This window comes from Fulvimarina endophytica, assembly GCF_003403015.1.
Taxonomy (GTDB): Bacteria; Pseudomonadota; Alphaproteobacteria; order Rhizobiales; family Rhizobiaceae; genus Fulvimarina; species Fulvimarina endophytica.
This window is the reverse complement of sequence record NZ_QURL01000005.1, coordinates 252,802-278,351: the sequence shown is the minus strand read 5'-3', so window position 1 is coordinate 278,351 and position 25,550 is coordinate 252,802. Positions and strand designations below refer to the sequence as shown.

Sequence of the window (25,550 nt, the reverse complement as noted above, 5' to 3'; positions counted from 1 at the left end):
CGAGAGCCGGCGCGTCCGACATGGCGCACATCATGCTGACCTTCGAGGACAACCGGCTCGCCGGCTCGCTCTTCGGCCAATATGACGAACATCTGGCCATCATCGAGGAGAAGCTGAAGCTGGAGGCGGCCGCACGCGGGAATCAGGTGGAGATCCGGGGCGAGGCGGTGGCCGCCGAACAGGCGCGGCGCACCCTCGAAAGCCTCTATGAGCGGCTTCAGGGCGGAGCGGAGATCGGCCGGAAGGACGTCGAGGGCGCGATCCGCATGGCGGTCGCGCAGGACGATCAGCTCGATCTGCCGACGCTCGAGAACAAGGGCCGGATGTCGCTCGCGCAGATCTCGACGCGCCGGCGCACCATCCATGCGCGCACCCCGACCCAGGACGCTTATATGCGCGCGCTCGACCGCTCCGAGCTCGTCTTCGGCGTCGGGCCGGCGGGAACGGGAAAGACCTATCTCGCGGTCGCCTATGCCGCGATGCTGCTGGAGCGCGGTGCCGTCGATCGCATCATCCTGTCGCGTCCCGCCGTCGAGGCCGGCGAGCGTCTGGGTTTCCTGCCCGGCGACATGAAGGAGAAGGTCGATCCCTATCTGAGGCCTCTCTACGACGCGCTCTACGATATGATCCCCGCCGAGAAGGTGGAGCGGGCGCTCGCCGCCGGCGCCATCGAGATCGCGCCGCTCGCCTTCATGCGCGGGCGCACGCTTTCCAACGCGGCCGTGATCCTCGACGAGGCCCAGAACACCACATCCATGCAGATGAAGATGTTCCTCACGCGTCTGGGCGAGAACGCCCGGATGGTGGTGACGGGCGATCCCTCCCAGGTCGACCTGCCGCCCGGCCAGGTCTCGGGGCTGGTCGAAGCGCTGCGCGTTCTCGACAACGTCCCGAAGATCGTGACGGTGCGGTTCAAGGCGGCCGACGTCGTGCGCCATCCGCTCGTCCAGTCGATCGTGGAGGCCTACGAGGACGATGCCTCCCAGCGCCGTCCGAACGCGGCCCAGGCGGCGGTCAGGGCGCCGCGAAGGCCGGCCCCCGAATGAGCGGCGACGAGGTTCGATCCGGCGGAAGCCATGAGACCGTCGCACCGTCCGATGGCGCGCGAGGCCTCGAAGCTCGAAGCGGCCTGTCGCTGACCCTCGTCCTCTCGGTCGAGGATCCCCGATGGGAGGCGGCTTTCGGCGATCCGGACGAGGTCGTGGCCGCGACGCTCGACCATGCCGCGAAGGGGATCGATGTCGATCGTCCGGTGACGAGCGAGATCTCGGTGACCCTCACCGACGATGCGAGCGTTCGGGAGATCAACCGCGAATGGCGGAATCAGGACAAGCCGACCAACGTGCTTTCCTTTCCGATGCTCGATCTCGAGCCCGGCGATTCGCCCGGCCCGCTCGTCGGCGATCTGGTCCTTGCCTACGAGACCTGCGAGGTGGAGGCGGCTCGTGACGGTAAACCCTTTTTGAATCACGCCCGCCATCTTCTCGTCCACGGACTGCTCCATTGCCTCGGCCACGACCACATGGACGACGAGGAAGCGGAGGCGATGGAAGCCCTCGAGATCGTAATTCTCTCAGGGCTCGATATTCCCGACCCTTACGCGATTGCGGACGAACGGCCTTCGCGCGATAATCGCACCGAAGGAGAGGACGAGCCTCATAGGGCCGGCAGCGATCGACGCCGGATATGATGGGCTTTTCGGACACCACGACATAGACGAACGATGAGCGATTCAAGCACTGCCATGGCCCCGACAGGCGCGCCGAACGAGACCGGCGCCGACGAGAGCGGCGGTCCGAGATCCGAACCCCCCGCCGGCGAGGACCGAAGTCGGCCGCAAGGCGAGGTCCGGAACCGGGAAGGGTTCCTGTCCAACGTCTTGTGGCGATTTCGCCCGCGCATGCCGCGGCTCATGCGCGAGGATCTGACACAGGCCCTTTCGCAGCATAGCGACGACGGGGACGGTGCCGACAGCTTCTCGCCCGAGGAGCGGGCGATGCTGAACAACATCCTGGCCCTGCGCGAAGTGCGGGTCGAGGACATCATGGTGCCTCGCGCCGACATCAAGGCCGCCGACATCACCACCACGCTCGGCGATCTGATGAAGCTGTTCGAGGCGAGCGGTCATTCGCGCATGCCGGTTTATGGCGAAAGCCTCGACGATCCGCGCGGGATGATCCACATCCGCGACGTCGTCGCCCATATCACCCGTGTCGCCAGACCCGCCCGCAGCCGCAACGGCCAGGAGCGAGCCCAGGGCGAACGCCATCAGCCGGGACGCACCAGCGGCGGCGATCGCGGCAATGGCGAGAAGAACGGGCAGGGCGGCGAGCGCAAGGCGAAGACCGGACTGGACCTGCGCCAGATCAATCTCGCCCGCACGGTCGAAAGTCTCGGCATCCTTCGCAAGGTCCTGTTCGTGCCGCCCTCGATGCTCGCCTCCGACCTGATGGCGCGCATGCAGGCGACACGCACGCAGATGGCCCTCGTCATCGACGAATATGGCGGAACCGACGGTCTCGTTTCCCTCGAGGACGTGATCGAGATGGTCGTCGGCAATATCGAGGACGAGCATGACGACGAGGCGCCGATGATCCGTCAGGCGGGCGACGGTATCTATACGGCGGATGCCCGCGCCGGCCTTCAGGAGGTGCGCACCCTGATCGGCGACGATTTCGACATCTCCGAATATGAGGAGGAGGCCGACACGATCGGCGGGCTCCTGTTCTCCGAGCTCGGCCGCGTTCCGACGAGGGGCGAAGTCGTGCAGGCCGTTCCGGGCTTCGAGTTCCAGGTTCTGGAAGCCGATCCGCGCCGGGTTCGCCGGGTGAGAATCGTCCGCTTCCGCCAGGGCGAGAAGCGCCGGCGCATCGTCGAGGGGCTGGCCGCAGCGTCCTAGGTGCGTGCCGAAGGCACGGCGGGTACGCCCGCCCGCCCGCCGGTTTCGCTCAAGTCCCGCATCGTATCGAGGCCCTTCGCAGAGATTTGCGCCTGATCGGATACCGGTCCGGCGGTTGAAACGGCAGGACGATGAACGAACGCGGACAATCGGATTCCCTGTTCTCCCGTCTGGCAGGGCGCGTGATGCTGCTCTCGGGCTGGCGGCGTGCCCTCGTCGCGGTTCTGGCCGGGGCGACGGGGACGGCGGCCCTCGCGCCGATCGATTTTCCCTTTGCCGGCTTTCTAGCCTTTCCGGTCCTGGTCTGGCTGCTGGACGGCCTCGGTGTCGATCTCGGAGCCGGGCCCTTGCGGCGTCTGGCGCGCCCGTTCTTCGTCGGCTGGCTCTTCGGGTTCGGATATTTCGTCGCCGGCCTGTGGTGGCTGGGCGCGGCGCTGCTGGTCGATGCGGGAAGCTTCGTCTGGTTCCTGCCGCTCGCCGTCCTCGGCCTTCCGGCAGTGCTGGCCGTCTTCTTCGGGCTCGCGGCTGCGGCCTCGCGTCTGTTCTGGTCGGACTCGGCCTGGCGAATCATGGGGCTCGCCGCCTGTTTCGGACTTGCCGAGTGGCTGCGCTCCTTCGTTCTGACCGGCTTTCCCTGGAACGAGATCGGCTACATGGCGGCAAGCCATCCCGTGATGATGCAGGTCGTCAGCCTCGTCGGCATCAACGGGCTGACGGTCCTCGCCGTCTTCGTCTTCTCGGCGCCGGCCGTTCTCGTCGACAGGCGGGGACGCCTGCCGGTCGGAGGCCTCGCCGTCCTCCTCGTCGTAGGCCAGATCGGCTACGGCCTCTGGCGTCTCGACGCCAATCCGACCTTCTTCGATCAGACCGTGGTCATGCAGGTCGTTCAGCCCAATATCGAGCAGAGCCTCAAATGGGACCCCGATACGGCCGAGCGCAATTTCGAGACGCTGATCGAGATGACGCTGTCGAAGGAGGCCTCGCCCGGATCGCCGCAGGAGGGCCGCGGCGCGGCGAGCGCCAGCGCACCGAGGCGCCTGATCGTCTGGCCGGAAACCGCCTTTCCCTTCGTCCTCACCGATCGGCCCGAGGCGATCGCGCGCCTCGCCGAAACGCTGGGCGAGGGGGAAACCCTGATCGCGGGCGCGGCCCGTGTGGAGCGCTCGCAGACGGAGCCCCAACGGGTCTACAACACGGTCTATGTCATCGATGACAACGGCACGATCCGGGCCGCGAGCGACAAGGTCCATCTCGTTCCCTTCGGCGAATATCTTCCCTTCCAGGACCTTCTGGAGAGCTTCGGCATCTCCAACCTCGTCAATATGCCGGGCGGCTTCTCGGCCGGTCCCGGCCTCCGGACCATTCCGCTCGACGACGCCCCGTCCTTCCTGCCGCTGATCTGCTACGAGGTCATTTTCCCGGGCGAGATCGCGCTCGGCGAAGATGCGCCCGGCTTCATCCTCAACGTCACGAACGATGCGTGGTACGGGAATACGCCCGGCCCCTACCAGCACGTGCGGATGGCGAATGTGACGGCTGTCGCCCTCGGACTTCCGTTGATCCGCAGCGCCAATACCGGCATTTCCGTCGTGACCGATGCTTTCGGACGCGAGATCGGGGGGCTGCCGCTCGGTATCGCCGGCAATCTCGTCTCCAGCCTACCGTCGAATTCCGAAGTCACGGCCTTCAGAAGCTACGGAGAGCTTACGTTCTTCTTGCTCTGTTTCGTTTTTTCTCTCGTTTCTCTCGTAAAACGGATGACAATACGTCCGAGGATTGGTTGACACCTCGCCGGTGCGCCGGTCTTTACCGAAGGAGAGTCCTCGTTGCCGGCCGGCAAGAATCCCATGGATTGCGCAGGCCGAAGCGACGACTTGAAACCCGCAGGAGGTTCTGCGAAGTCTGTAACGCAACGCAAGGGCCCGAGATGGCTGCAACCAAGAAGACGCCGAATCCGATCGATACTCATGTCGGCTCCCGCGTGCGCCTCCGGCGGAACATGCTTGGCTTCAGCCAGGAGAAGCTGGGCGAGTCGCTCGGCATCACATTTCAGCAGGTCCAGAAGTACGAAAAAGGCACCAACCGGATCGGGGCGAGCCGCCTGCAGCGCATCTCCGAGGTTCTGAACGTCCCGGTCTCGTTCTTCTTCGAGGACGCTCCCTCCGAAGCCGCGGCACCCCTGCGCGGTCTGCGCGAGCCCGAGGGCGGCGACTACGTGGTCGACTTCCTGTCCACCTCCGAGGGGCTGCAGCTGAACAAGTCCTTCGTGAAGATCTCCGACCCCAAGGTCCGGCGCCGGGTCATCGAACTGGTGCGTTCGCTCGCCGAGGGTGAGGACGACAGCTGAACCCTGCCAAGGGGTCGGACTCCGTTCGCTCGCGTGGCGGCGAGGGGCCGTCCGTCGTTCGTCCGGGCTCGTCTCGCGGCCAGGGATGCGGAAGCGGTTCGCTTGCGGAGCTTTGCCGGTTCGCCCTGCGGACCGTCGGTTCGATCCCGGTCTTCTCCCGTTGAGCGTTTCTGCGCTGCGAACGTCAGTGCATAATATTGCTCCTGTGAAACCTCGACGACCTTGACCTCTTGGGCTCGTTCGCATCAATGCATGCCCGAATGATCGGTATCCCATGCCTCGACGCCGAGAACGGGCCGCCACTCAGGATTGAACGATATAAAGAGGAGCCGTGCTGTATGGCGCACGCCGATTACATCTTCACGAGCGAGAGCGTGTCCGAAGGACATCCGGACAAGGTCTGCGACCGCATCTCCGACGAAATCGTCGATCTCATCTATCGTGAGGCACGCAAGACCGGAGTGGATCCCTGGTCGGTGCGGATCGCGTGCGAGACGCTGGCCACGACCAATCGCGTCGTCATTGCCGGTGAGGTGCGTCTGCCCGAAAGCCTGATGAAGGAGAACAAGTCGGGCGAGCAGATCGTCAATGCCGGTCGCATCCGCTCCGCCGCTCGCCGCGCCATTCGCGATATCGGCTACGAGCAGGACGGCTTCCACTGGAAGACCGCGAAGATCGACGTTCTTCTTCACTCCCAGTCGGCGGACATCGCCCAGGGCGTCGACAAGTCCCACGAAACCCGGGACGCGAACGCCAACGATATCAACGAAGGTGCGGGCGACCAGGGCATCATGTTCGGCTATGCCTGCCGCGAGACGCCCGACATGATGCCGGCGCCGATCTACTACGCGCACAAGATCCTGGAACTCCTGTCCTCCGCCCGCAAGAAGGGAGAGGGTGAGGTCGCCAAGCTCGGCCCCGACGCCAAGAGCCAGGTCTCGATCCGCTACGAAAACGGCGAGCCCGTCGAGGTCACCTCGATCGTTCTGTCGACCCAGCATGTCGATCCGAGCTGGGATTCCGACAAGGTCCGAAAGGTCTGCGAACCCTTCATCCGCGAAGCGCTCGGAGACCTGCCGATTGCCGACGACTGCGTCTGGTTCATCAACCCGACCGGCAAGTTCGTGATCGGCGGACCGGACGGCGATGCGGGCCTGACGGGCCGCAAGATTATCGTCGATACCTATGGCGGCGCAGCGCCCCATGGCGGCGGTGCGTTTTCCGGCAAGGACACGACCAAGGTCGACCGTTCGGCCGCCTATATGGCGCGCTACCTCGCCAAGAACGTCGTCGCGGCCAAGCTTGCCGACAAGTGCACCATCCAGATCGCCTATGCGATCGGGGTCGCCCAGCCGGTCTCGCTCTACGTCAACCTGCACGATACGGGGTCGGGCGTGAGCGAGGAGGAAGTGGAGAAGGCGATCCGTGCGACGGTCGACCTCTCGCCGACGGGCATCCGTCGCCATCTCGATCTGAACAAGCCGATCTACGCAAAGACCGCCGCCTATGGCCATTTCGGTCGCAAGCCCGGCCGCGACGGTTCCTTCTCCTGGGAGAAGACCGATCTCGGACCGAAGCTGAAGGCGGCCATCAAGGCCGCCTGACCGGCGCGGATCGGCACTGCCGAACTTTGACAGCTTCGAAGCCGCCTCCGTCCGGATGGCGGCTTCGTTCATATCGGAACCCCACGGCCGGACGATGCCGGCAGCGCGCTTCGATCCGCGCCGGGGCTACGGGATCCGGTTTCAAATCAAGACCATGCAGCCAGAAGGTATGATCGGGGATGAACACCGGGACGTCGCCTTATCGCACACGCGCTCGCGAAGCCTTCTTCGGACGGTTGAAGGGGCCGAAGCTGCGGGACCGCCAGCGCCAGCTGATCGAGGAGGTCCTTCCGACACGGCGCGTGGATCTGGCGAAGGAGGCACCGGCGGATCCGGCCTCTCTGTTCGATACGGCGGTGGAGAATGTCCGGCTGGAGATCGGCTTCGGCGGCGGCGAGCATCTTCACCACGAGACGGCGCGGTTCCCCCGAACCGGATTCATCGGTGTCGAGCCTTTCGTCAACGGCATGGCGAAGCTGCTCGGCGCACTGGACGAGAGCCCACGCGACAATCTCCTCCTCTTCGACGACGATGCGACGCTGCTGCTCGACTGGCTGCCGGACAGCAGCCTTGCGGGAATCGATCTCTTCTACCCCGATCCGTGGCCGAAGAAGCGACATTTCAAACGCCGCTTCGTGAACGAGAAGAATCTCGATCGCTTCGCGCGGGTGTTGAAGCCGGGTGCGAAATTCCGGTTCGCCTCCGATATCGACACTTATGTGAACTGGACGCTCCTTCACTGCCGCGATCACAGCGCCTTCGAATGGCTCGCCGAGGGGCCGGCGGACTGGGAGACGCCTTACGAGGCCTGGCCGGGAACGCGCTACGAGGCGAAGGCCAAGCGGGAAGGGCGGGTGCCCGCCTATCTGACATTCGTGCGCGCGCGAGCCTGAACCAGCGGTCGGGGCGCGCGGCACGTTCCGCACGAGGCGCCGCGAATGTTCGGACTTGAACGTCGGCGCCAAACGGCGTATATCGCTCACATATTCTCTACGGTCGTTTCGAGAGAGTGGGTCCACCCGGTCCCGCTCTTTTTTGTTATCGGGCATCCATCGGCCCGCTCGACGCGGCCGGACCGCCGAGACCTGCGCCGCCGTGACACGGCCCGCGCCCGCAACCGATATCTGGAGCAAAATGACCGCAGCCGAAACCCGCATCGTGACCGAAGACGGCCTTGAGGCCAGGATTGCCGCCATCGTCGAGCCCGTGATCGAAGAGATCGGTTACCGCCTCGTGCGCGTGCGCGTCTCCGGCATGAACGGCAAGACGGTGCAGATCATGGCCGAGCGTCCCGACGGGACCATGGATGTCGAGGGCTGCGAGGAGGTTTCGCGCGCGATATCGCCCGTGCTGGAGACGGAGGATCCCGTCGACGGCGCCTATCATCTGGAGCTGTCTTCGCCGGGCATCGACCGTCCGCTCGTTCGCGAATCGGATTTCGAAACCTGGGCCGGCTTCCTGATGAAGGTCGAGACCTCTCGGCTCGTCGCCGAACGCAAGCGGTTTCGCGGCAAGGTCATCAAGGTGGAGAACGGCGCGATCCGGATCGAGCGCGACCAGCCGGCCTATGGTGAGCCCGCGTCGGTCGAGATTCCGCTCGATGCCATCGCCGATGCCCGCCTTGTCCTGACGGACGAACTGATCTCGGCTTCCCTGCGGGCCGACAAGGCGCGCCGCAAGGGCCGGGTCGCGGACGGGACCGGCGACATCGAAGAGCCCGCGGATGGGGATGAGAGCGAGCCGCGCTCCCACTGACCGGACGGCGGCCTTCCGGGCCGCCTCAAGATTGCCCGCGCAGGACCGCTCGTCCGCGCGCAGAGACGAATTCCAGATCCTGGTGCCGCCGAGTGCGTCCGCCGGATCCTGATCGGAGGACAGACCCATGGTAGTGAGTGCGAACAGGCTGGAGCTTCTGCAGATTGCGGATGCGGTCGCCCGTGAGAAGACGATCGACCGGGAGATCGTCATCGAGGCGATGGCCGACGCGATCCAGAAGGCGGCCCGCAGCCGCTATGGCCAGGAAACCAACATCCGCTGCGACATCAACACCAAGACGGGTGAGATGAAGCTGCAGCGCCTTCTCGAAGTGGTCGAGGAGGTCGAGGACCCGGCGACTCAGATCTATCTCGAACTCGCCCGCGACAAGAACCCCGACGCCGAGCCGGGCGACTTCATCGCCGAGCAGCTGCCGCCGATGGATTTCGGCCGCATCGCCGCCCAGTCGGCCAAGCAGGTGATCGTCCAGAAGGTGCGTGAAGCCGAGCGCGACATGCAGTTCGAGGAATACAAGGATCGCGTCGGCGAGATCATCAACGGCGCCGTCAAGCGCGTCGAATACGGCAATGTCATCGTCGATCTCGGCAAGGGCGAGGCGATCATCCGCCGCGACGAGCAGATCCCCCGCGAACTCTATCGTCCGGGCGACCGCGTGCGTGCCTATGTCTACGACGTGCGCCGCGAGCCGCGCGGGCCGCAGATCTTCCTGTCGCGCACCCATCCGCAGTTCATGGCGAAGCTCTTCACCATGGAAGTGCCGGAGATCTACGACGGCATCATCACGCTGAAATCGGTTGCCCGCGATCCGGGTTCGCGCGCCAAGATCGCCGTGATCTCGTCCGATTCGTCCGTGGATCCGGTCGGCGCCTGCGTCGGTATGCGCGGCTCGCGCGTCCAGGCGGTGGTCGCCGAACTCCAGGGCGAGAAGATCGACATCATTCCCTGGTCTCCGGACGCCGCTTCCTTCATCGTCAACGCGCTTCAGCCTGCCGAGGTCGCGAAGGTCGTCCTCGACGAGGATGCCGAGCGCATCGAAGTGGTGGTGCCGGACGACCAGCTCTCCCTCGCCATCGGCCGGCGCGGCCAGAACGTGCGTCTGGCTTCGCAGCTGACGGGCTGGGACATCGACATCCTGACCGAGGAAGAAGAGTCCGAGCGGCGTCAGAAGGAGTTCAACGAGCGCTCCGAGATCTTCATGGAGGCGCTCAATGTCGACGAGATGGTCGGCCAGCTCCTCGCCTCCGAAGGCTTTGCAAGCGTCGAGGAGGTCGCCTATGTAGATGCAGAGGAAGTCTCCTCGATCGAAGGTTTCGACGAGGATACGGCTGAGGAACTGCAGAGCCGGGCGCGCGAATATCTCGATCGCCGCGAGGCGGAATTCGACGCGAAGCGCGTCGAACTGGGTGTCTCCGACGACTTGCGTGAAATTCCGGGCCTGACCACCGAGATGCTCGTGGCGCTCGGCGAGGACGGCACGAAGTCCCTCGAGGACTTCGCAGGCTACGCCGTCGACGATCTCTGCGGCTGGACGGAGCGCGCGAAGGGCGAGACCAAGCGTTTCGACGGGACGTTGAGCCGGTTCGATGTCAGCCGCGCCGATGCCGAGCAGATGATTCTCGCAGCCCGCCTCAAGGCCGGCTGGATCAGCGAGGACGATCTCGGTGGCGATGACGAAGAGGTCTCCGGGGACGAGGAAACCGAGACGGTCTGAACCGGATCTGTCCCGCGCTTCTGCAAGGACGCGGCGGCACGGAACAATCGAGATCGGGCCGTCTTGCTCGGAAGGTAAGGACGAATGGTCGCTGACCGGGAACAGGTGACGCGTGAGCCGGAAGACGAAGAGGAGTTGGTTCTGAACGACCGGACCTGTATCGTCAGCCGCGACACGATGGAACCCGATCGGTTGATCCGGTTCGTGCGGGCTCCGGACGGTTCGGTGGTGCCGGACCTCAGGCGCCGGCTTCCGGGACGGGGAGCCCATGTGGTCTGCGAGCGGGCCGCGGTCGACGAGGCGATGCGGCGAAAGCTGTTCGCCCGTGCGTTCCGCGCTCCCGTGACCGGCCCGGCCGACCTTGGTGCTGATCTCGATCGACTTCTCGCGAAATCGGCCCTGGGCGCCCTTGGCATCGCCAAGAAGGCGGGGCAGCTGGTGACGGGCACCGCGAAGGTCGAAGCGGCCGCCCGTTCTGGGCAGGCGATCTTCGTTCTTCACGCACGCGAAGCGAGCGAGGATGGGCGGCGGAAAGTGACCGGCGCGCGTTATGCGGGCGCCGACGGCGTCATGGAAGACGCGATCCCCGCGGCAAGTCCGTTCTTCGGCGAAGAATTGGATTTGGCGCTCGGGGGTGGAAATGTGATACATGCGGCAATCCTCTACGGAGATGCCGGATCAGCCGCCGAAAGGCGCCTCGTGGCACTTCTGACCTATCGGGGCGAATGGCCCGGGGCGGGTGATACGGATCTACGGACAGACACGCAGGGCGAGGTCCAGCGATGAACTGAGTTGAATTCGGGAACAGTCCCTCGGGAGGCTGCATTCCCTTTACTGAACGGGCGCGGTGAACGACCTGCGCCAGGAAACGGAAGCATAGATGAGCGATACGAAGTCCGGCGACGACAAGACGTTGAGTGTGAACCAGAAGAAGACGCTTTCCCTGAAGCGTGGCGGCAACGAGCAGTCCACGGTCAGGCAGAACTTCTCCCATGGGCGCACGAAAAACGTCGTTGTCGAGACGAAGAAGCGACGCGTCACCAAGCCGGGTGGCGAAGCGGAAGCCGCTCCTGCGGTGGCTGCGGGCCTCAAGCCGCGCGCCCCGCAGCAGACGCCCGCTGCAACCCCGGTTGCGCGTGCTCCGCAGAGGCCTGCCGATGCGCCCGCGCCGGGAACGGCCGGTCACGGCGTGACGCCGCCGCCGCCGCGCCCTCAGGCGCCGAGCGGAAAGCCGCGCAACATCGAATTCTCCAAGCCCCAGGCTGCCGAGCCCGAGACGGTGGAGACGCCGGTCGAGGCAAAGGCCGACGCAGCGCCTTCGGCTGCTGCCGTCGACGCTCCGGCTCCTGCGGCAGAGGCCGTTCCGCAGCCCGCAGCCAAGGCGGACGCTCAGCCGGCAACGGCCGAAAGCAAGCCTGCTCAGGCGGCTCCCGTCGCCGAAGCCAAGGCGGCCGAACCGGTCAAGCCGGCGGCTCCCGCAGCTTCCGCGCCCTCCGCTCCGGCTGCTTCTCCTTCGGCTCCGGTCAGAACCGGTGCGCCTTCGGCTCCTGCCGCAGCGCGCCCCGGCATGCGTCCCCAGCAGGGCGGGCGTGATGCGGGTCCCGCCTCGCGCAACGCCCAGAACGCGCCGCGTGGTCGCGACGATCGCCGTCCGGGCGGTCAGCGCAACGACCGGCGCGACGGTCCGGGTTCGGGTGCGCCGCAGCGTTCTCCGCGTGGTGCCGTCCTGTCCGACCTCTCCTCGCGCGAGATGGATGCCCGCAAGCGGGCTCTCGAGCTCGCTAAGCAGCGCGAAGTCGAGGCTCGCCGGATCTTCCAGGAGGACGAGGCACGCCGCAAGGCCGAGGACGAGCGTCGCCAGCGCGAGCGGGCCGAGGCCGAACAGCGGGCAGCCGAGGAGGCCGAGCGCAAGGAGCGCGAGGCCGCCGAAAAGCGCCGCGCCGAGGAAGAAGCCAAGGCCAAGCCGGCCGCAGCGAGACCGCGTCCCGCAGGTACCGTTCGCGCCCAGCCCGATCCGATGTCGCCTGCCGACGCGGAAGCCGCGCTGGCACGTGGCGAGCGCGCACCCAAGCGTGGCAAGACGGCCGACGACGACGATCGTGCACGACGCAAGGGTCCTGCCGGCCCCGAGGTCACTCGCGGTGCCAAGACGACGGATCGTCGTCGTGGCAAGCTGACCCTCGACAAGGCCCTGTCCGGCGAGGACGGCGCACGCGGACGTTCGCTGTCGTCGATTCGCAGGCGGCAGGAAAAGGCCAAGCGCTCGCAGCAGAATGCACCGAGAGAGAAGATTTCGCGCGAAGTGGTTATTCCAGAGACGATTACGATTCAGGAACTCGCCAACCGCATGTCGGAGCGTTCGGTCGACGTCATCAAGTACCTCATGAAAGAGGGACAGATGATGAAGCCGGGCGATATCATCGACCAGGATCTGGCCGAACTGATCGCGAGCGAATTCGGGCACACCGCAACGCGTGTCGCCGAATCGGACGTGGAAGAGGGCATCTTCAACGTCGAGGACAAGTCGGAGAACCTTCAGGTTCGCCCGCCCGTCGTCACGATCATGGGCCATGTCGACCACGGCAAGACCAGCCTTCTCGACGCGATCCGTAAGACGCGGGTGGCATCCGGCGAGTCGGGTGGCATCACCCAGCATATCGGGGCCTACCAGGTCGAGCAGAACGGCCAGAAGATCTCGTTCATCGATACGCCGGGCCACGCCGCCTTCACCTCCATGCGTGCCAGAGGCGCGCAGGCGACGGACATCGCGGTTCTCGTGGTGGCTGCCGATGACAGCGTGATGCCGCAGACGATCGAGTCCATCAATCACGCGAAGGCGGCCGGCGTGCCGATCATCGTGGCGATCAACAAGATGGACAAGCCGGAAGCGGACGCCTCCAAGGTGCGGACGGGTCTTCTCCAGCACGAAGTCTTCGTCGAAAGCATGGGCGGCGAGGTCCTCGACGTCGAGGTTTCGGCCAAGGCCGGCACCAATCTCGACAAGCTGCTCGAAGCGATCCTGCTTCAGGCCGAAATTCTCGACCTCAAGGCCGATCCTGACCGGACCGCCGAGGGTGTCGTGATCGAGGCCCAGCTCGACAAGGGACGCGGTCCGGTTGCGACCGTCCTGATCCAGACCGGTACGCTGCGCCGCGGCGACATCGTCGTCGCCGGTGACGAGTGGGGCCGCGTGCGCGCTCTCGTCAACGACAAGGGCGAGCAGATGAAGGAGGCCCTGCCTTCGGCTCCGGTGGAAGTCCTCGGCATGAACGGCACGCCGCTCGCCGGCGACCGCTTCGCCGTCGTGGAATCGGAAGCCAAGGCTCGCGAGATCTCCGAATATCGCCAGCGCGTGACCCGTGAGAAGCAGGTGGCGAAGTCCGCCGGCCAGCGCGGTTCGCTCGAGCAGATGATGAGCCAGCTCCAGGATACGGGTCTCAAGACCTTCCCGCTGGTCATCAAGGGCGATGTGCAGGGATCGATCGAGGCGATCGACAATGCGCTCGAAAAGCTCGGCACCGACGAGGTGCAGGCGCGGATCATCCATTCGGGCGCCGGTGCGATCACCGAGTCCGACGTGGCGCTCGCGGAGGCTTCGAACGCGGCGATCATCGGCTTCAACGTGCGTGCCAACAAGCAGGCACGGGACGCTGCGAGCCGCGAGGGCATCGAGATCCGCTACTACAACGTCATCTACGATCTCGTGGACGACGTGAAGGATGCGATGTCGGGCCTTCTCAGCCCCGAGCGCCGCGAGACCTTCCTCGGCAATGCGGAGATCCGCGAGGTCTTCCACATCACCAAGGTCGGCAAGGTCGCGGGCTGTCTCGTCACGGAAGGCGAAGTCGAGCGTGGTGCGGGCGTGCGCCTCATTCGCGACGACGTCGTCATCCACGAAGGCACGCTCAAGACGCTCAAGCGCTTCAAGGACGAGGTGTCCAAGGTCCAGAGTGGTCAGGAATGCGGCATGGCGTTCCAGAACTACGAGGATATCCGCCAGGGCGACATCATCGAGTGCTTCCGCGTGGAGCATGTGGCCCGCAAACTCTGACGGGCCTGCGCTCCGCAGCGGAGCGAGACGATCAAAAGGAGAGGCGGACGAGCGATCGTCCGCCTTTTTTGCGTCGTGGACCTTCACGCCGCCCGATGCTGTCGCGATGCTTTCGGCATGCACGTGAACCGCGAAAATTCGCTGGCTTGAGGATCGGCTTATCGGATAGATTCCGCCGGGGACGTGCGCGGGGAGTATCAAAGAATGGCCGATGTGCTCGACAGTGCGATCGATCAGGTGACCGAGCGTGTCGATGAAATCTGTGGGTTTCTGAAGCAGTTGGACGACGGCAAGCCGGTCGACCAGGCGGCCTTGAAGACCGCGGTCCACGACTGCGCGAATCTTTCCCAATCCATGCGCAGCCTGAAACGGGTGGCCGCGCGGCTGGAACAGAAACGGGCTGTGGAATAGGCCCGTCTGTCGGCAACGGCCCGATCGTCAGGCACGACTCGCGGCTGTCCGCAGGTCGGCACGGACGCTTATGCGGCTTCGGCGGGTTCTCGTGAGCGCGTCCGATGCCCGCTTTCGTTTGCCGGGACTGGCTTTCCCCTTCGTATCTGTTATTCCGCCCGCAGGAGTGGCCCCGTCGTCTCCGATCCCGCAATCTCATCTTTGCGGAGGGTTCGACGTTTCGGCAGAGATCCGCCGAGGCGCGGGTCGTCCGGGACGGAGACCGGGACACGACGCAGATCGGGGTCGTCAGAGGGAAGACGGGCAGGCATGGTCACCACGGATATCGCGACGAGGGTCTGGAGCCATACCTTCAAGCTCGACCCCATCGTTCGTTCTCTGCTCGATACGGACTTCTACAAGCTGCTGATGCAGCAGATGGTGCTCGGCCTCTATCCCGATGTCTCCGCCACGTTCCAGCTGATCAATCGCACCCGGACCGTCCGGCTCGCCGAGGAGATTGATCTGGACGAGTTGCGGGCCCAACTCGACTACGCCCGCTCCCTGCGCTTTACGAAGCGCGAGATGATCTGGCTTGCCGGTAACAGCTTCTACGGCACCAGCCAGATCTTCCGCCCCGACTATCTCGAATGGCTGGCCGACTTCTCGCTCCCGCCCTACGAATTGAAGGTGGTGGACGGGCAGTTCGAACTGACCTTCGAAGGTCCCTGGACCCATACGATGATGTGGGAGATCCCGGCGCTCGCCATCGTCAACGAGATGCGCTCGCGCGCGGCGCTTCGGCGCTTCAAGCGGTTCGAGCTCGATATCGCCTATGCCCGCGCCAAGACGAAGATGTGGGAGAAGGTTGAGCGCCTGCGCGAACTGCCCGATCTGCGCCTGTCGGATTTCGGAACGCGCCGCCGGCATTCCTTCCTTTGGCAGCGTTGGTGCGTGGAAGCGCTCAAGGAAGGGCTCGGGGATCGGTTGATCGGGTCCTCCAACGTCCTCCTCGCGATGGAGACCGATCTCGAGGCGATCGGAACGAACGCCCACGAACTGCCCATGGTGATCGCGGCCCTCGCGCGCAACGAGGCCGAACTGCGCGCGGCACCCTACCGGGTGCTCGAGGACTGGCAGAGCTATTATGCGGGCAATCTGCTGATCGTTCTTCCCGACACGTTCGGAACCGGCGCGTTTCTGCGGGCGGCACCGGACTGGATCGCGGACTGGACCGGTTTCCGGCCCGATTCGGCCCCGCCGATCCAGGGCGGAGAGGAGATCATCGCCTGGTGGAAATCGAAGGGCGTCGATCCGCGCAACCGCCTGCTCGTCTTCTCGGACGGGCTCGATTCCGATACGATCGAAGAGGTCTATCGCCACTTCCACGGCCGGGTGCGGATGAGCTTCGGCTGGGGAACCAATCTCACCAACGACTTCCGCGCGGTGGCGCCCGAACCCTCCGACGGGCTGAAGGCGATCTCGCTCGTCTGCAAGGTCGTGAGTGCCGAGGGGCGTCCGGCCGTCAAGCTCTCGGACAACTCGGCCAAGGCGACCGGAACGCAGTCCGAAGTCCAGCGCTATCTGCGCGTCTTCGGCGAACCCGAATACGGCAAGCGCGCCGTCGCGGTCTGATCGAGCCACGCACGCATCGCCGCCTGTATCGAGGCGAGGGCGTCTCGCTTTTATCGGGGATCTGCCGGGTCAGTTCGAAGAGGGACTGTCCGAGCGACGGTCCCGTTCGATATCGGCTTCGTGGCGCGCCTCTTCCGGCGGGGTGTCCGGCGAGCCCTCGTCGTCCTCGAAGACGGTACTCTCGGCGGTGTCCGGATCGTAAAGGTCGTCATCCGTCGGCGAATGGGCGGCACCGATCGCGAGCGCCGTGAGGGCGCCCTTCTTCGGCGGCACGAGAACGGTGGCGGGGCGGATGCGAAGCTTGGCGATCCGGTTCTTGTCGCGCTTGAGAACGGTGAAGCGTTTCTGGAAGAAGGTGAAGGCCTGACGCTCCTCCGGGATCGTGCCGGTCTCGTGGATCACGAGGCCGGCGATCGTCACGGCCTCCTCGTCAGGCAGGTTCCAGTCCAGCGCGCGGTTGAGGTCGCGGATCGGAATCTGGCCGTCGACCACCACGGCCCCGTCCGCCTCCGTGGTGACGCCCTGCATGTCGATATCGTGTTCGTCGGCGATGTTGCCGACGATCTCCTCGAGGATGTCCTCGAGCGTGATGAGCCCTTCCACTTCGCCATATTCGTCGACGACGACGGCGAAATGGGTCCTCCGGCGCAGGAAGGCGTTGAGCTGGTCCTGAAGGGTCGTCGTCTCGGGCACGAACCACGGATTGGAGCAGACCTTCAAGATATCGATCTTCGAGGGATCGTTGCCCACCTCGTTCAGTGCGCGCAGCAGATCCTTGGCATGCACGATGCCGACGATGTTGTCGTAATGGCCGCGCCAGACGGGCAGGCGCGTATAGGGGCTTTCGAGAATCTGCTTGACGATATCGGCGGGCGGGTCCTCGGCATTGACCTGGCGCATGCCCGTGCGATGGACCATGACATCGGAGACCTCGAGTTCATGGAGATCGAGAAGGCCGCCGAGCCGGTTGCGGTCCGCGTTGACGAGCGAGCCTTCGCGGTGAAGCACTTCCACGGCGCCGCGCAGTTCCTCATGGGCCGTCAGCAGAGAGGCCGAGGAGTCGCGTCCCGCGCCGAGCAGCTTCAGGAGCTGGCGAACGATCCAGTTGACGATTCGCGTCAGGGGCCCAAGCGTCGCGACGACGACCGAGACCGGGCGCGAAACCCTGAGGGCGAACCCGTCGGGAGCCGCGATCGCGGCGGATTTGGGCAGCACTTCCGCGAAGATCACGACGAGGATCGTCATGGCGATGGTCGCATAGACGACGCCCGACTGGCCGAAAATGCCGAGAAACGCGGTGGTCGCGAGGGAGGATGCGAGGATGTTGACGAGGTTGTTGCCGATGAGGAGCGCGCCGATCAGCCGATCGTTCTTCTCGATCAGCTTCTGAACGAGCGTCGCACGGACATCGCCGTTCTTCTCGTAGCTCATGAGGCGGGCGCGGGAGACCGCCGTCAACGCCGTTTCCGAGCCCGAGAAGAAGGCCGAGAAACAGATGAGTACGATGACGAAAGCGAGGAGGATCCAGAGACCGAGCGTCATGGGTTGAGTTCCCTCGTCAGGAATTCGGCGACCTTGTCCGGATCCACCTTCCTTTCCACAAAGGCGCGGCCGATGCCGCGCGTCAGGATGAAGGTGAGCGTGCCGCGCGTCACCTTCTTGTCCTGGCCGATCGCATCCATCAGCTCGCCGAGCTTTGGCGTCTCACCGGGAATCTGTCCGATGCGGGTCGGCAGGCCGGCGGCGGCGAAATGAGCTTCGACGCGGGCGGCATCGCCTTTCGGGGCAAGGCCGAGCGTTTCGGAGAACCGGTGGGCGAGGCAGATGCCGATCGCGACACCCTCGCCGTGAACCAGCCGCGACGCATCGTAGCGCGCGGTCCGCTCGAGGGCGTGGCCGAAGGTATGCCCGAGATTGAGGAGGGCGCGCGCGCCCTGTTCGGTCTCGTCCTCGGCGACGACCGCGGCCTTCGCCTCGCAGGCGGTCGCGATGGCCGCGATACGGGCCTCGCCGCCCGCGAAGATCGCTTCCCGGTTGTCCTCCAGCCAGGCGAAGAACTCCGGCCGGTCGATGAGGCCGTATTTGACGACCTCCGCATAGCCCGCGGCGAATTCGCGGGGAGAGAGCGTGTCGAGAAGGGCTGTATCGGCAAGAACGAGGCTCGGCTGGTGGAAGGCGCCGACGAGATTCTTTCCTTGCGGCGAGTTGATGCCCGTCTTGCCGCCGACGGACGAATCCACCTGGGCGAGGAGGCTCGTCGGCATCTGAACGAAGGCCATGCCGCGCTTGACGATGGCGCTCGCAAAGCCTGCAAGATCGCCGATCACCCCGCCGCCGAGAGCAAGAACCGCGTCGCCGCGCTCGAACCGGCCCCCGATGATGCGCTCGACCACCGTGATCAGATTGTCATAGGATTTGGTCGTCTCGCCGGCCGGCAGGATCATCGTCTCGAAGCCGATCCCGGCTGCCGTCAGCGAGAGCGCGAGGCGGTCGAGGTGCAGGCCCGCCACGGTCTCGTCGGCGATGACGGCCATGCGGGCGCCGGGGAGAACCTCGGCGATGCGCCGGCCGGCTTCGTCGAGAATGCCGGGGCCGATGACGATCTCGTAGGAGCGTTCGGCGAGAGATACGCCGACGATCCTCGGGGCAAGCGCGTTCGCCCCGTTGCCGTCGATTACCGCACTCATGCCCGGGCCCTTTCGAAAAGATGGCGGCTCAAGGCATCGACGGCGTCCTCGGCGACCATGTCGCGCTTGGCCTCGCGCGGCGAATTGATCACGATATCGGCCTCGGCATAGATCGGGTAACGGACGTCCATAAGCTTCTTCATCGTCGCACGCGGGGATCCGGTTTTGAGGAGCGGCCGGTTGGACCGTCGCGAGACGCGGGCCATCAGCGTATCGATATCGGCCTTCAGCCAGACCGTGATGGCGTGGTTCTTCAGCATCAGGCGTGTGTTTGGATTCATATAGGCACCGCCGCCCGTGCCGAGAACGCGCGGCCCGTCCTGGACGAGGCGCGAGACGACGCGCGCCTCGAGCGCCCTGAACTCCGGCTCGCCATAGGCCGAGAAGAGTTCGGCGACACTCATCCGCGAAACGTCCTCGATTTCCTGATCGCTGTCGGAAAAGGGCAGTCCGAGAAGCGCGGCGATCCGGCGTCCGACCGTGGTCTTGCCTGCGCCCATCAAGCCGACGAGCGCGATCGAGCGGCCGTTCAAACCCTCGCGGATCGTGGCGTAATCGGGCTTGGTCGAAACCGGTGTCATTCTGATCGTCTTTCTCCTCTTCGGTCTAGTTGAATGCCCGATCGCTCCGCCTTTCGCAATTCTTCCCGTGCCCGGTTCCCACACGGCTGGTCGACGACCTGACGGAGTTTTGCTTTGCAAGCGGCGCGCGAGACGCTAGAAGGTCGTCAGATCCGCCAGTACCCCGCTGATACGCCGCGTCTCTCCGGCCGCTGCACGAAATTCGCCGAATGCCGCGATGCCGACTCTCTTTCGACTTCTGACGATCCTCGCCCTCTTCGCGCTCATGATCTACGGTATCATGGCGGCGCTCGTCTATTTCGTGCAGCCGACGCGCAGCGAGTTGACCATCGACGTGCCGCTTCCGCCCTTGCGCCAGATCGAGCGTCCGGCCCCGGCCCCGGAACCCGAGGCAGGCAGCGAGCCTGTGTCGCCTTCCGGCGGTGGAGAGGGCGAGGGGGCGCCGGTGAGCGGCGCGAACGGGAACGCACCCGAATGAGTGCGACGCCTGCACCGCGTCCTTCTCCCGGTGACGGCGCGATCATCGAGGCCTTTCTGGAGATGATGGCGGTGGAACGGGGCGCTGCCGACAATACGCTCCAGGCCTATGCCCGCGATCTCGAAGAAGCCCGTGGGTTCCTGCGGCCCCATGGCGGTCTCATGGCGGCGGGGCCCGACGCGATCCGGGCCTATCTCGCGGATCTCTCAGCCCAGGGGCTTTCCGAAGCGACCCGCTCGCGCCGCCTCTCGGCCCTGCGCCAGCTCTATCGGTTTCTGTATACCGAAGGCAGCCGCGAGGACGATCCGACCGGAACGATCGAGGGCGCGCGCAAGAAGCGGCCGCTGCCCAAGATCATGAGCGAGGACGAGGTGGACCGTCTGCTGGCGCTCGCCGAGCGCGAGGCGGGTGGAACGGGCGAGGTGGGCGAGACGGAGCGGCCGCTCGAAACCCGCCTTCGCGCCGCGCGGCTGCGGGTGCTCGTCGAGCTTCTCTATGCCACCGGTCTGCGCGTCTCCGAACTCGTCTCCCTGCCGCGCAGTCTTCTCGCCTCCCGCTCGCGCACGATCACGGTTCTCGGCAAGGGCGGAAAGGAACGTCTCGTGCCGATCGGGGCGGAGGCCCGCGCGGCGCTCGATGCCTATGGGGCCGTCTGGAAACAGGCTGGGATGCGAGAAGGCGAGACCTTTCTGTTTCCTGCAGCATCCGAAACCGGCCATCTCAGCCGTCAGGTCTTCGCGCGCGAATTGAAGGACCTTGCCGTGCGCGCCGGAATCAACGCCGAGAAGATCTCGCCGCACGTCCTGCGCCACGCCTTCGCCAGCCATCTTCTCCAGAACGGCGCCGATCTGCGTGCCGTCCAGGAGCTTCTCGGGCACTCGGACATTTCCACGACGCAGATCTATACCCATGTTCTGGAAGAGCGGCTGCACAGGCTGGTCAGCGAGCACCATCCTCTTTCGGTGGGGCGCGGGGACTGATAACAGACGCGACACATCATGTTTGACACTCCGGCAGGCCCGACCGTTCCATCACCGTCGGCGCCGGGCGAGAAGCGGAAGCGAATGTACACCTATCTGGATTTCGAACGGCCGGTCGCCGACCTGGAGGGCCAGATCCTCGAATTGCGGAAGATCGAGACGGAAGACGATGCCGTCGACGTGCACGAGGAGATCGAGCGGCTCGAGACACGCTCGCGCGACGCGCTCGCGAACCTCTATCAGAAGCTGACGCCCTGGCAGAAGACGCAGGTCGCCCGTCACCCGGACCGGCCCCACTGCACCGACTACCTGAAGCGGCTGATCACGGATTTCACGCCGCTGGCGGGTGACCGCTACTATGCCGAGGACTATGCGATGATCGCCGGCTTCGGCCGGTTCGACGGCCAGTCGGTCGCCGTGATCGGGCAGGAGAAGGGCAGCGACACCCAGACCCGCCTCAAGCACAATTTCGGCATGGCCCGGCCCGAGGGCTATCGCAAGGCGGTGCGCGTGATGCAGCTTGCCGAACGTTTCTCGATCCCGGTGCTCACCCTCGTCGACACGGCAGGTGCCTATCCGGGGATCGGTGCGGAGGAGCGCGGACAGGCAGAGGCGATCGCCCGCTCGATCGAGACCTGCCTCAATCTCACAGTGCCCATCGTCTCGGTTGTTCTGGGCGAGGGCGGCTCGGGCGGTGCAATCGCCATCGCGACCGCCAACAAGGTCTACATGCTGGAGCATGCGATCTATTCCGTGATCTCCCCGGAGGCCGGCGCATCGATCCTCTGGCGCGATGCGACGCGGGCCAAGGACGTCGCCCAGGCCATGAAGATCACGGCCCAGGACCTCAAGGAATTCGGCATCATCGACGCGATCGTGGAGGAGCCCCTCGGCGGCGCCCATCGCGACGCCGGCAAGGCGATCGATGCCGCGGCGGGCCATATCCGCGAGGGGCTCGCGGAACTTTCCGCCGTCGACGGCGCCACGCTGAAGACCATGCGGCGCGAGAAGTTCCTGTCGATCGGCCGCAATCTGTAGATATGCCGATCGTGGCGAGCGGGCGGGGTGACCTTGGGTGAGGCTGCCCCAATCCCGCCTTTGTTTTGCGGCTTTGTCGTCCCGGACAGGTCCGCATGGGATGGCGAGGGACCGGTTCTTAGCGAAATGTCAGGGTTTACAACTCGTTCATAGGTTTATGATAGGGTTGCGGGAAAACGCGAGGGAGGCATCCGAGCCGAATCGGAGCCTTTCGGCGTGATGCGATCGGTCGGTTCGCCATCGTCCGGTCGCGGTTGAGACCGATCGCGGGGCGCCGCCCATGGGGATGGGAGGCCCGCGTTCCTCTTCGGGGAAGCCGACTGCCATGACCATTCGCCGCCTCCTGACCGGAGCCCTTCTCGCAACCGCGATGTTCACCGTTACGAGTTGCAAATACGGCGACCTTCTGCCTGCCGACGCGCCGCTTCCGGCCGCACTCGTGAAGATGATCGCATCGAACGGCATGGGCGTGAATTCGCCGATGCTGGTGCGGCTTTACAAGGAAGAGTCGGAGCTCGAAGTCTGGAAGCAGAAGACCGACGGGACCTACGCCTATCTGAAGACCTATCCGATCTGCGCCTGGTCGGGAAAGCTCGGGCCGAAGAAGGCCGAAGGCGACCGCCAGGCGCCCGAAGGCTTCTACAACGTCACCCCGGCCCAGCTGAACCCAAACTCCAAATTCCATCTCGCGATCAATATGGGCTATCCGAACGCCTATGATCAGGCGAACGGCCGCACCGGCAGCCATCTGATGATCCACGGCTCGTGCTCCTCTTCCGGCTGCTATGCCATGGACGACGAGCAGGTTCAGGAGATCTACGGGCTGGCCCGCCATTCCTTCAAGGGCGGCCAGCGCAACTTCCAGATCCAGGCCTATCCCTTCCGCATGACGCCGCAGAACTTCGCGCGTCACCGCAACTCGGAACACTTCGAGTTCTGGAAGATGCTGAAGAAGGGATCGGACTACTTCGAACTGACGAAGAAGCCGCCCCATGTGGGCGTGTGCGAAGGCCGATACATCTTCGATCAGTCGGCCGAGACGGTCTCCCAGCTCGCGCCGAACGGGCCGTGCCCCGCCGAATCCCTGCCCGAGGTCGTCGTCTCCAAGCATATGCAGGACCGGGTGAAGGTCGACGAGATCGCCTCCACGATGAGCGAAAGCGAATTCGCGACCTATTCCTCGTTTAGCTACAAGACCGGCGACCGGATCACGCCGGAAGCCTACGCCATCGAACAGCATCGCCGTCCGGGCTACGACAAGGACGGAAACCGCATCCGCTCCGGCGTCGCGGGCTTCCTGAACCGGTAAACCGCCCGAATTTTACAGATCGACGAGAAAGGCCGGTCCGCTTGAAGCGGGCCGGCCTTTTTTGCGCGATGAACGCCGACGTTCGGAATCGATCCCGGCACAGCTTCGCATCTTGTCATTCTCGTACTGCGTGCATATCTTATGGGCGTGCAACCATAAGGATATATACCATGAGTTCGCCTAGCGCGCCCTATTATTACAAGACATCCGGGGACACTTATCACTGGGAGACGTCCTGCCACCTCAACAATTACCCGTCGTCCGGATGGCAGAAATCCCAGGACAGGCCGAGTGGTCGTGAGCAGTGCAACGTCTGCAAGAGCAAGTGACCCAATGAATTCGGCGGACATCCGATATCTCGATATCGGATGTCCGCCGTTTGAAAGATCTTTCAAACGAGGCCTCCCGCGGCATAAGCGAGAGGCCGTCGATCGTCAGAGTTCGCCGCGACCCATACGCCCGGCGATGTGATCGGCCTGACGAAGAGCGAGCGACACGATGGTCAGCGTCGGATTTTCCGCAGCACCCGTCGTGAACTGCGAGCCGTCCGAGACGAAGAGGTTCGGGATGTCGTGGGTCTGGCCGAACCTGTTGACGACGCCGTCTTGCGCCTTTTCGCTCATGCGGTTGGTGCCGAGATTGTGGGTCGAGGGGTAGGGCGGCGTCTTGATCGTGCGGATCGCCCCCACCGCGTCGTAGATCGCAGCGCCCTGCTGATAGGCGTGCTCGCGCATCTTCGTATCGTTCTCGTGATCGTCGAAATGGACGTTCGGAAGCGGCATGCCGTTCTCGTCCGTTTCCTCGGCGAGCGTGATCCGGTTATCGGCGCGCGGCATGTCCTCGCCGACGATCCAAAGGCCGGCCATGTTGCGATAGGCCTCCATGTCGCTTGCGAACCCCTTGCCCCAGTCACCAGGCATCATGAACGCAGCCATGAACGGGATGCCGAGCGAAAGCGTCTCGAACTCGTATCCGCCGGCAAAGCCGCGCGAGGGATCGTGCCTTGCCTCGTCGCGCACGATGCCGGCCATGGTGGTGCCGCGATACATGTGCACCGGCTTGTCGAAAACGCCGTAAACCGAGCCCGTCGTGTGACGCATGTAGTTGCGCCCGACCTGACCCGACGAATTGGCCATCCCGTCCGGGAACATGGACGAATGGGAGTTGAGGAGAAGGCGCGGGCTTTCGATCGAATTGCCGGCGACGGCAACCACGCGCGCCTTCTGGCGATGCTGGCGACCCTCCTTGTCGGCATAGACGACGCCCGTGACCTTGCCGGAGGCGTCATGCTCGATCTTCAGCACCATGCATTCGGGCCGCACTTCCAGATGCCCGGTCTCCTCGCCCTTCGGGATCTCGGCGACGAGGGTTGACCATTTTGCCCCCGACTTGCAGCCCTGGAAGCAGAAGCCGATCTGCATGCAGGACGAGCGGTCGTCGCGTGGCTCGGAATTGATCGCCATATTGCCGGTATGGACTTCCTTGTAGCCGATCTTCTTCGCACCGGCTTCGAGGACCTTGAAGTTGTTGTTGCCGGGAAGCCCCGGAATGCCGTTGGTGCGCGTCACACCCATCCGGTATTCCGCCTTCTCGTACCAGGGCTCCATCTCCTTCAGGTCGATCGGCCAGTCGAGGAGGTTGGCATCGGCGATCTCGCCGTAATGGGTCCGCGTCTTGAACTCGTGCTCCTGGAAGCGCAGGGAAGCGCCCGCCCAGTGGACGGTGGATCCGCCGACCGATTTGACGATCCAGGCCGGCAGGTTCGGGAAGTCCTTGGCAACGCGCCAGTCGCCGGAGGTCAGACGCTTGTCCTTCCAGGCGAGCTGGTTGAACGAATCCCATTCGTCGTTGATGAAATCCCAGGTCTCGTGCCGAGCACCGGCTTCGAGGATGACGACGTCGATCCCCTTCATGGCGAGTTCCGTGCCGAGCGTGCCGCCGCCCGCGCCGGAACCGACGATGACGACCACGTTGGAATCGTTGAGATCAAAAGGTGCAGGCATAGGGGTTCCTCCCGAAGCCGTTCCGTCCGGGCCTTCTCCTCGAGGCGTGGGACGGACAGGG

General features: G+C 64.9%; 22 protein-coding genes and 1 pseudogene. 19 read left to right on the top strand and 4 right to left on the bottom strand.

Annotated elements, in window-relative coordinates; all coding sequences use genetic code 11:
* The first annotated feature begins 20 nt into the window (after positions 1–20).
* From DYI37_RS13320 to pncB, 14 genes and pseudogenes are all read left to right on the top strand, one after another.
* The gene (locus DYI37_RS13320; protein ID WP_245413933.1) at positions 21–1,046 is read left to right on the top strand and encodes a PhoH family protein; all 1,026 of its coding nucleotides are present in this window, start codon (positions 21–23) and stop codon (positions 1,044–1,046) included.
* On the top strand, positions 1,043–1,690 hold the full coding sequence (gene ybeY / locus DYI37_RS13315; protein ID WP_116683745.1) for an rRNA maturation RNase YbeY: 648 nt from the start codon (positions 1,043–1,045) through the stop codon (positions 1,688–1,690). Before DYI37_RS13320 ends, ybeY begins: the two co-directional genes overlap by 4 nt.
* Before the next feature lie 33 nt (positions 1,691–1,723).
* Positions 1,724–2,899, top strand: a complete 1,176-nt coding sequence (locus DYI37_RS13310) for a hemolysin family protein (protein WP_116683744.1) — start codon at positions 1,724–1,726, stop codon at positions 2,897–2,899.
* 131 nt (positions 2,900–3,030) lie between these two features.
* A complete protein-coding gene (lnt, locus tag DYI37_RS13305; protein WP_116683743.1) occupies positions 3,031–4,683 on the top strand; it encodes an apolipoprotein N-acyltransferase in 1,653 nt (550 codons plus the stop codon).
* 143 nt (positions 4,684–4,826) lie between these two features.
* On the top strand, positions 4,827–5,246 hold the full coding sequence (locus tag DYI37_RS13300) for a helix-turn-helix domain-containing protein (protein WP_116683742.1): 420 nt from the start codon (positions 4,827–4,829) through the stop codon (positions 5,244–5,246).
* 338 nt (positions 5,247–5,584) lie between these two features.
* Positions 5,585–6,850, top strand: a complete 1,266-nt coding sequence (gene metK / locus DYI37_RS13295; protein WP_116683741.1) for a methionine adenosyltransferase — start codon at positions 5,585–5,587, stop codon at positions 6,848–6,850.
* A gap of 179 nt (positions 6,851–7,029) precedes the next feature.
* Positions 7,030–7,743: a tRNA (guanine(46)-N(7))-methyltransferase TrmB gene (gene trmB / locus DYI37_RS13290; protein WP_116683740.1), complete on the top strand. Its 714-nt coding sequence runs from the start codon at positions 7,030–7,032 to the stop codon at positions 7,741–7,743.
* Between the two features lie 241 nt (positions 7,744–7,984).
* Positions 7,985–8,605 carry a ribosome maturation factor RimP gene (rimP, locus tag DYI37_RS13285; protein ID WP_116683739.1) on the top strand — a complete coding sequence of 207 codons (621 nt, stop codon included), beginning with the start codon at positions 7,985–7,987 and terminating at the stop codon, positions 8,603–8,605.
* Positions 8,606–8,732: 127 nt separating this feature from the next.
* Entirely contained in the window at positions 8,733–10,337 is a 1,605-nt protein-coding gene (nusA, locus tag DYI37_RS13280; protein ID WP_116683738.1) for a transcription termination factor NusA, read from the top strand.
* Between the two features lie 84 nt (positions 10,338–10,421).
* Positions 10,422–11,123, top strand: a complete 702-nt coding sequence (locus tag DYI37_RS13275) for an RNA-binding protein (protein WP_116683737.1) — start codon at positions 10,422–10,424, stop codon at positions 11,121–11,123.
* A 94-nt stretch (positions 11,124–11,217) separates the two neighbouring features.
* A pseudogene (locus DYI37_RS20480) lies at positions 11,218–11,364 on the top strand (translation initiation factor IF-2 associated domain-containing protein); the annotation flags it as partial.
* A 252-nt stretch (positions 11,365–11,616) separates the two neighbouring features.
* Positions 11,617–14,388, top strand: a complete 2,772-nt coding sequence (gene infB / locus DYI37_RS13270) for a translation initiation factor IF-2 (RefSeq protein ID WP_425365049.1) — start codon at positions 11,617–11,619, stop codon at positions 14,386–14,388.
* Between the two features lie 204 nt (positions 14,389–14,592).
* Positions 14,593–14,799 carry a hypothetical protein gene (locus tag DYI37_RS13265; protein ID WP_116683736.1) on the top strand — a complete coding sequence of 69 codons (207 nt, stop codon included), beginning with the start codon at positions 14,593–14,595 and terminating at the stop codon, positions 14,797–14,799.
* Between the two features lie 309 nt (positions 14,800–15,108).
* Positions 15,109–16,413 (top strand): nicotinate phosphoribosyltransferase, encoded by a 1,305-nt coding sequence (pncB, locus tag DYI37_RS13260; protein WP_116683735.1) that lies wholly within the window; start codon positions 15,109–15,111, stop codon positions 16,411–16,413.
* 69 nt (positions 16,414–16,482) lie between these two features.
* On the opposite strand, the gene DYI37_RS13255 is transcribed toward pncB, so the two are convergent.
* The 3 genes from DYI37_RS13255 to DYI37_RS13245 are packed head-to-tail and all read right to left on the bottom strand — an operon-like array spanning position 16,483 to position 19,681.
* Positions 16,483–17,955: an HlyC/CorC family transporter gene (locus DYI37_RS13255; RefSeq protein WP_116683734.1), complete on the bottom strand. Its 1,473-nt coding sequence runs from the start codon at positions 17,953–17,955 to the stop codon at positions 16,483–16,485.
* Entirely contained in the window at positions 17,952–19,100 is a 1,149-nt protein-coding gene (aroB, locus tag DYI37_RS13250; RefSeq protein WP_116683733.1) for a 3-dehydroquinate synthase, read from the bottom strand. Before aroB ends, DYI37_RS13255 begins: the two co-directional genes overlap by 4 nt.
* Positions 19,097–19,681: a shikimate kinase gene (locus DYI37_RS13245; RefSeq protein WP_116683732.1), complete on the bottom strand. Its 585-nt coding sequence runs from the start codon at positions 19,679–19,681 to the stop codon at positions 19,097–19,099. Before DYI37_RS13245 ends, aroB begins: the two co-directional genes overlap by 4 nt.
* A 217-nt stretch (positions 19,682–19,898) precedes the next feature.
* Between DYI37_RS13245 and DYI37_RS20310 the strand changes: the two genes are divergently transcribed.
* The 5 genes from DYI37_RS20310 (at position 19,899) to DYI37_RS20025 (ending at position 23,815) form a co-directional block, all read left to right on the top strand.
* Positions 19,899–20,159, top strand: coding sequence for a hypothetical protein (locus DYI37_RS20310; RefSeq protein ID WP_116683731.1), 261 nt, complete (start codon positions 19,899–19,901; stop codon positions 20,157–20,159).
* Positions 20,156–21,139 carry a site-specific tyrosine recombinase XerD gene (locus tag DYI37_RS13235; protein ID WP_116683730.1) on the top strand — a complete coding sequence of 328 codons (984 nt, stop codon included), beginning with the start codon at positions 20,156–20,158 and terminating at the stop codon, positions 21,137–21,139. Before DYI37_RS20310 ends, DYI37_RS13235 begins: the two co-directional genes overlap by 4 nt.
* Before the next feature lie 84 nt (positions 21,140–21,223).
* Entirely contained in the window at positions 21,224–22,177 is a 954-nt protein-coding gene (locus tag DYI37_RS13230) for an acetyl-CoA carboxylase carboxyltransferase subunit alpha (protein ID WP_116683729.1), read from the top strand.
* 325 nt (positions 22,178–22,502) lie between these two features.
* Positions 22,503–23,486: a L,D-transpeptidase family protein gene (locus DYI37_RS13225; protein WP_116683728.1), complete on the top strand. Its 984-nt coding sequence runs from the start codon at positions 22,503–22,505 to the stop codon at positions 23,484–23,486.
* 170 nt (positions 23,487–23,656) lie between these two features.
* A complete protein-coding gene (locus DYI37_RS20025; RefSeq protein ID WP_158555175.1) occupies positions 23,657–23,815 on the top strand; it encodes a hypothetical protein in 159 nt (52 codons plus the stop codon).
* 105 nt (positions 23,816–23,920) lie between these two features.
* On the opposite strand, the gene DYI37_RS13220 is transcribed toward DYI37_RS20025, so the two are convergent.
* On the bottom strand, positions 23,921–25,489 hold the full coding sequence (locus DYI37_RS13220) for a GMC family oxidoreductase (RefSeq protein WP_116683727.1): 1,569 nt from the start codon (positions 25,487–25,489) through the stop codon (positions 23,921–23,923).
* Positions 25,490–25,550 lie beyond the last annotated feature (61 nt).

Bases quoted from the DNA above. Each gene is read 5' to 3' on its own strand.
- DYI37_RS13230 (WP_116683729.1), top strand. From the start codon at position 21,224: ATGTACACCTATCTGGATTTCGAACGGCCGGTCGCCGACCTGGAGGGC.
- ybeY (WP_116683745.1), top strand. From the start codon at position 1,043: ATGAGCGGCGACGAGGTTCGATCCGGCGGAAGCCATGAGACCGTCGCA.
- DYI37_RS20025 (WP_158555175.1), top strand. From the start codon at position 23,657: ATGAGTTCGCCTAGCGCGCCCTATTATTACAAGACATCCGGGGACACT.
- DYI37_RS13320 (WP_245413933.1), top strand. From the start codon at position 21: ATGGCGCACATCATGCTGACCTTCGAGGACAACCGGCTCGCCGGCTCG.
- DYI37_RS20310 (WP_116683731.1), top strand. From the start codon at position 19,899: ATGCCGACTCTCTTTCGACTTCTGACGATCCTCGCCCTCTTCGCGCTC.
- DYI37_RS13245 (WP_116683732.1), bottom strand. From the start codon at position 19,681: ATGACACCGGTTTCGACCAAGCCCGATTACGCCACGATCCGCGAGGGT.
- DYI37_RS13235 (WP_116683730.1), top strand. From the start codon at position 20,156: ATGAGTGCGACGCCTGCACCGCGTCCTTCTCCCGGTGACGGCGCGATC.
- DYI37_RS13255 (WP_116683734.1), bottom strand. From the start codon at position 17,955: ATGACGCTCGGTCTCTGGATCCTCCTCGCTTTCGTCATCGTACTCATC.
- DYI37_RS13310 (WP_116683744.1), top strand. From the start codon at position 1,724: ATGAGCGATTCAAGCACTGCCATGGCCCCGACAGGCGCGCCGAACGAG.
- aroB (WP_116683733.1), bottom strand. From the start codon at position 19,100: ATGAGTGCGGTAATCGACGGCAACGGGGCGAACGCGCTTGCCCCGAGG.
- pncB (WP_116683735.1), top strand. From the start codon at position 15,109: ATGGTCACCACGGATATCGCGACGAGGGTCTGGAGCCATACCTTCAAG.
- DYI37_RS13220 (WP_116683727.1), bottom strand. From the start codon at position 25,489: ATGCCTGCACCTTTTGATCTCAACGATTCCAACGTGGTCGTCATCGTC.
- metK (WP_116683741.1), top strand. From the start codon at position 5,585: ATGGCGCACGCCGATTACATCTTCACGAGCGAGAGCGTGTCCGAAGGA.
- trmB (WP_116683740.1), top strand. From the start codon at position 7,030: ATGAACACCGGGACGTCGCCTTATCGCACACGCGCTCGCGAAGCCTTC.
- rimP (WP_116683739.1), top strand. From the start codon at position 7,985: ATGACCGCAGCCGAAACCCGCATCGTGACCGAAGACGGCCTTGAGGCC.
- lnt (WP_116683743.1), top strand. From the start codon at position 3,031: ATGAACGAACGCGGACAATCGGATTCCCTGTTCTCCCGTCTGGCAGGG.
- DYI37_RS13265 (WP_116683736.1), top strand. From the start codon at position 14,593: ATGGCCGATGTGCTCGACAGTGCGATCGATCAGGTGACCGAGCGTGTC.
- DYI37_RS13225 (WP_116683728.1), top strand. From the start codon at position 22,503: ATGACCATTCGCCGCCTCCTGACCGGAGCCCTTCTCGCAACCGCGATG.
- nusA (WP_116683738.1), top strand. From the start codon at position 8,733: ATGGTAGTGAGTGCGAACAGGCTGGAGCTTCTGCAGATTGCGGATGCG.
- DYI37_RS13300 (WP_116683742.1), top strand. From the start codon at position 4,827: ATGGCTGCAACCAAGAAGACGCCGAATCCGATCGATACTCATGTCGGC.
- DYI37_RS13275 (WP_116683737.1), top strand. From the start codon at position 10,422: ATGGTCGCTGACCGGGAACAGGTGACGCGTGAGCCGGAAGACGAAGAG.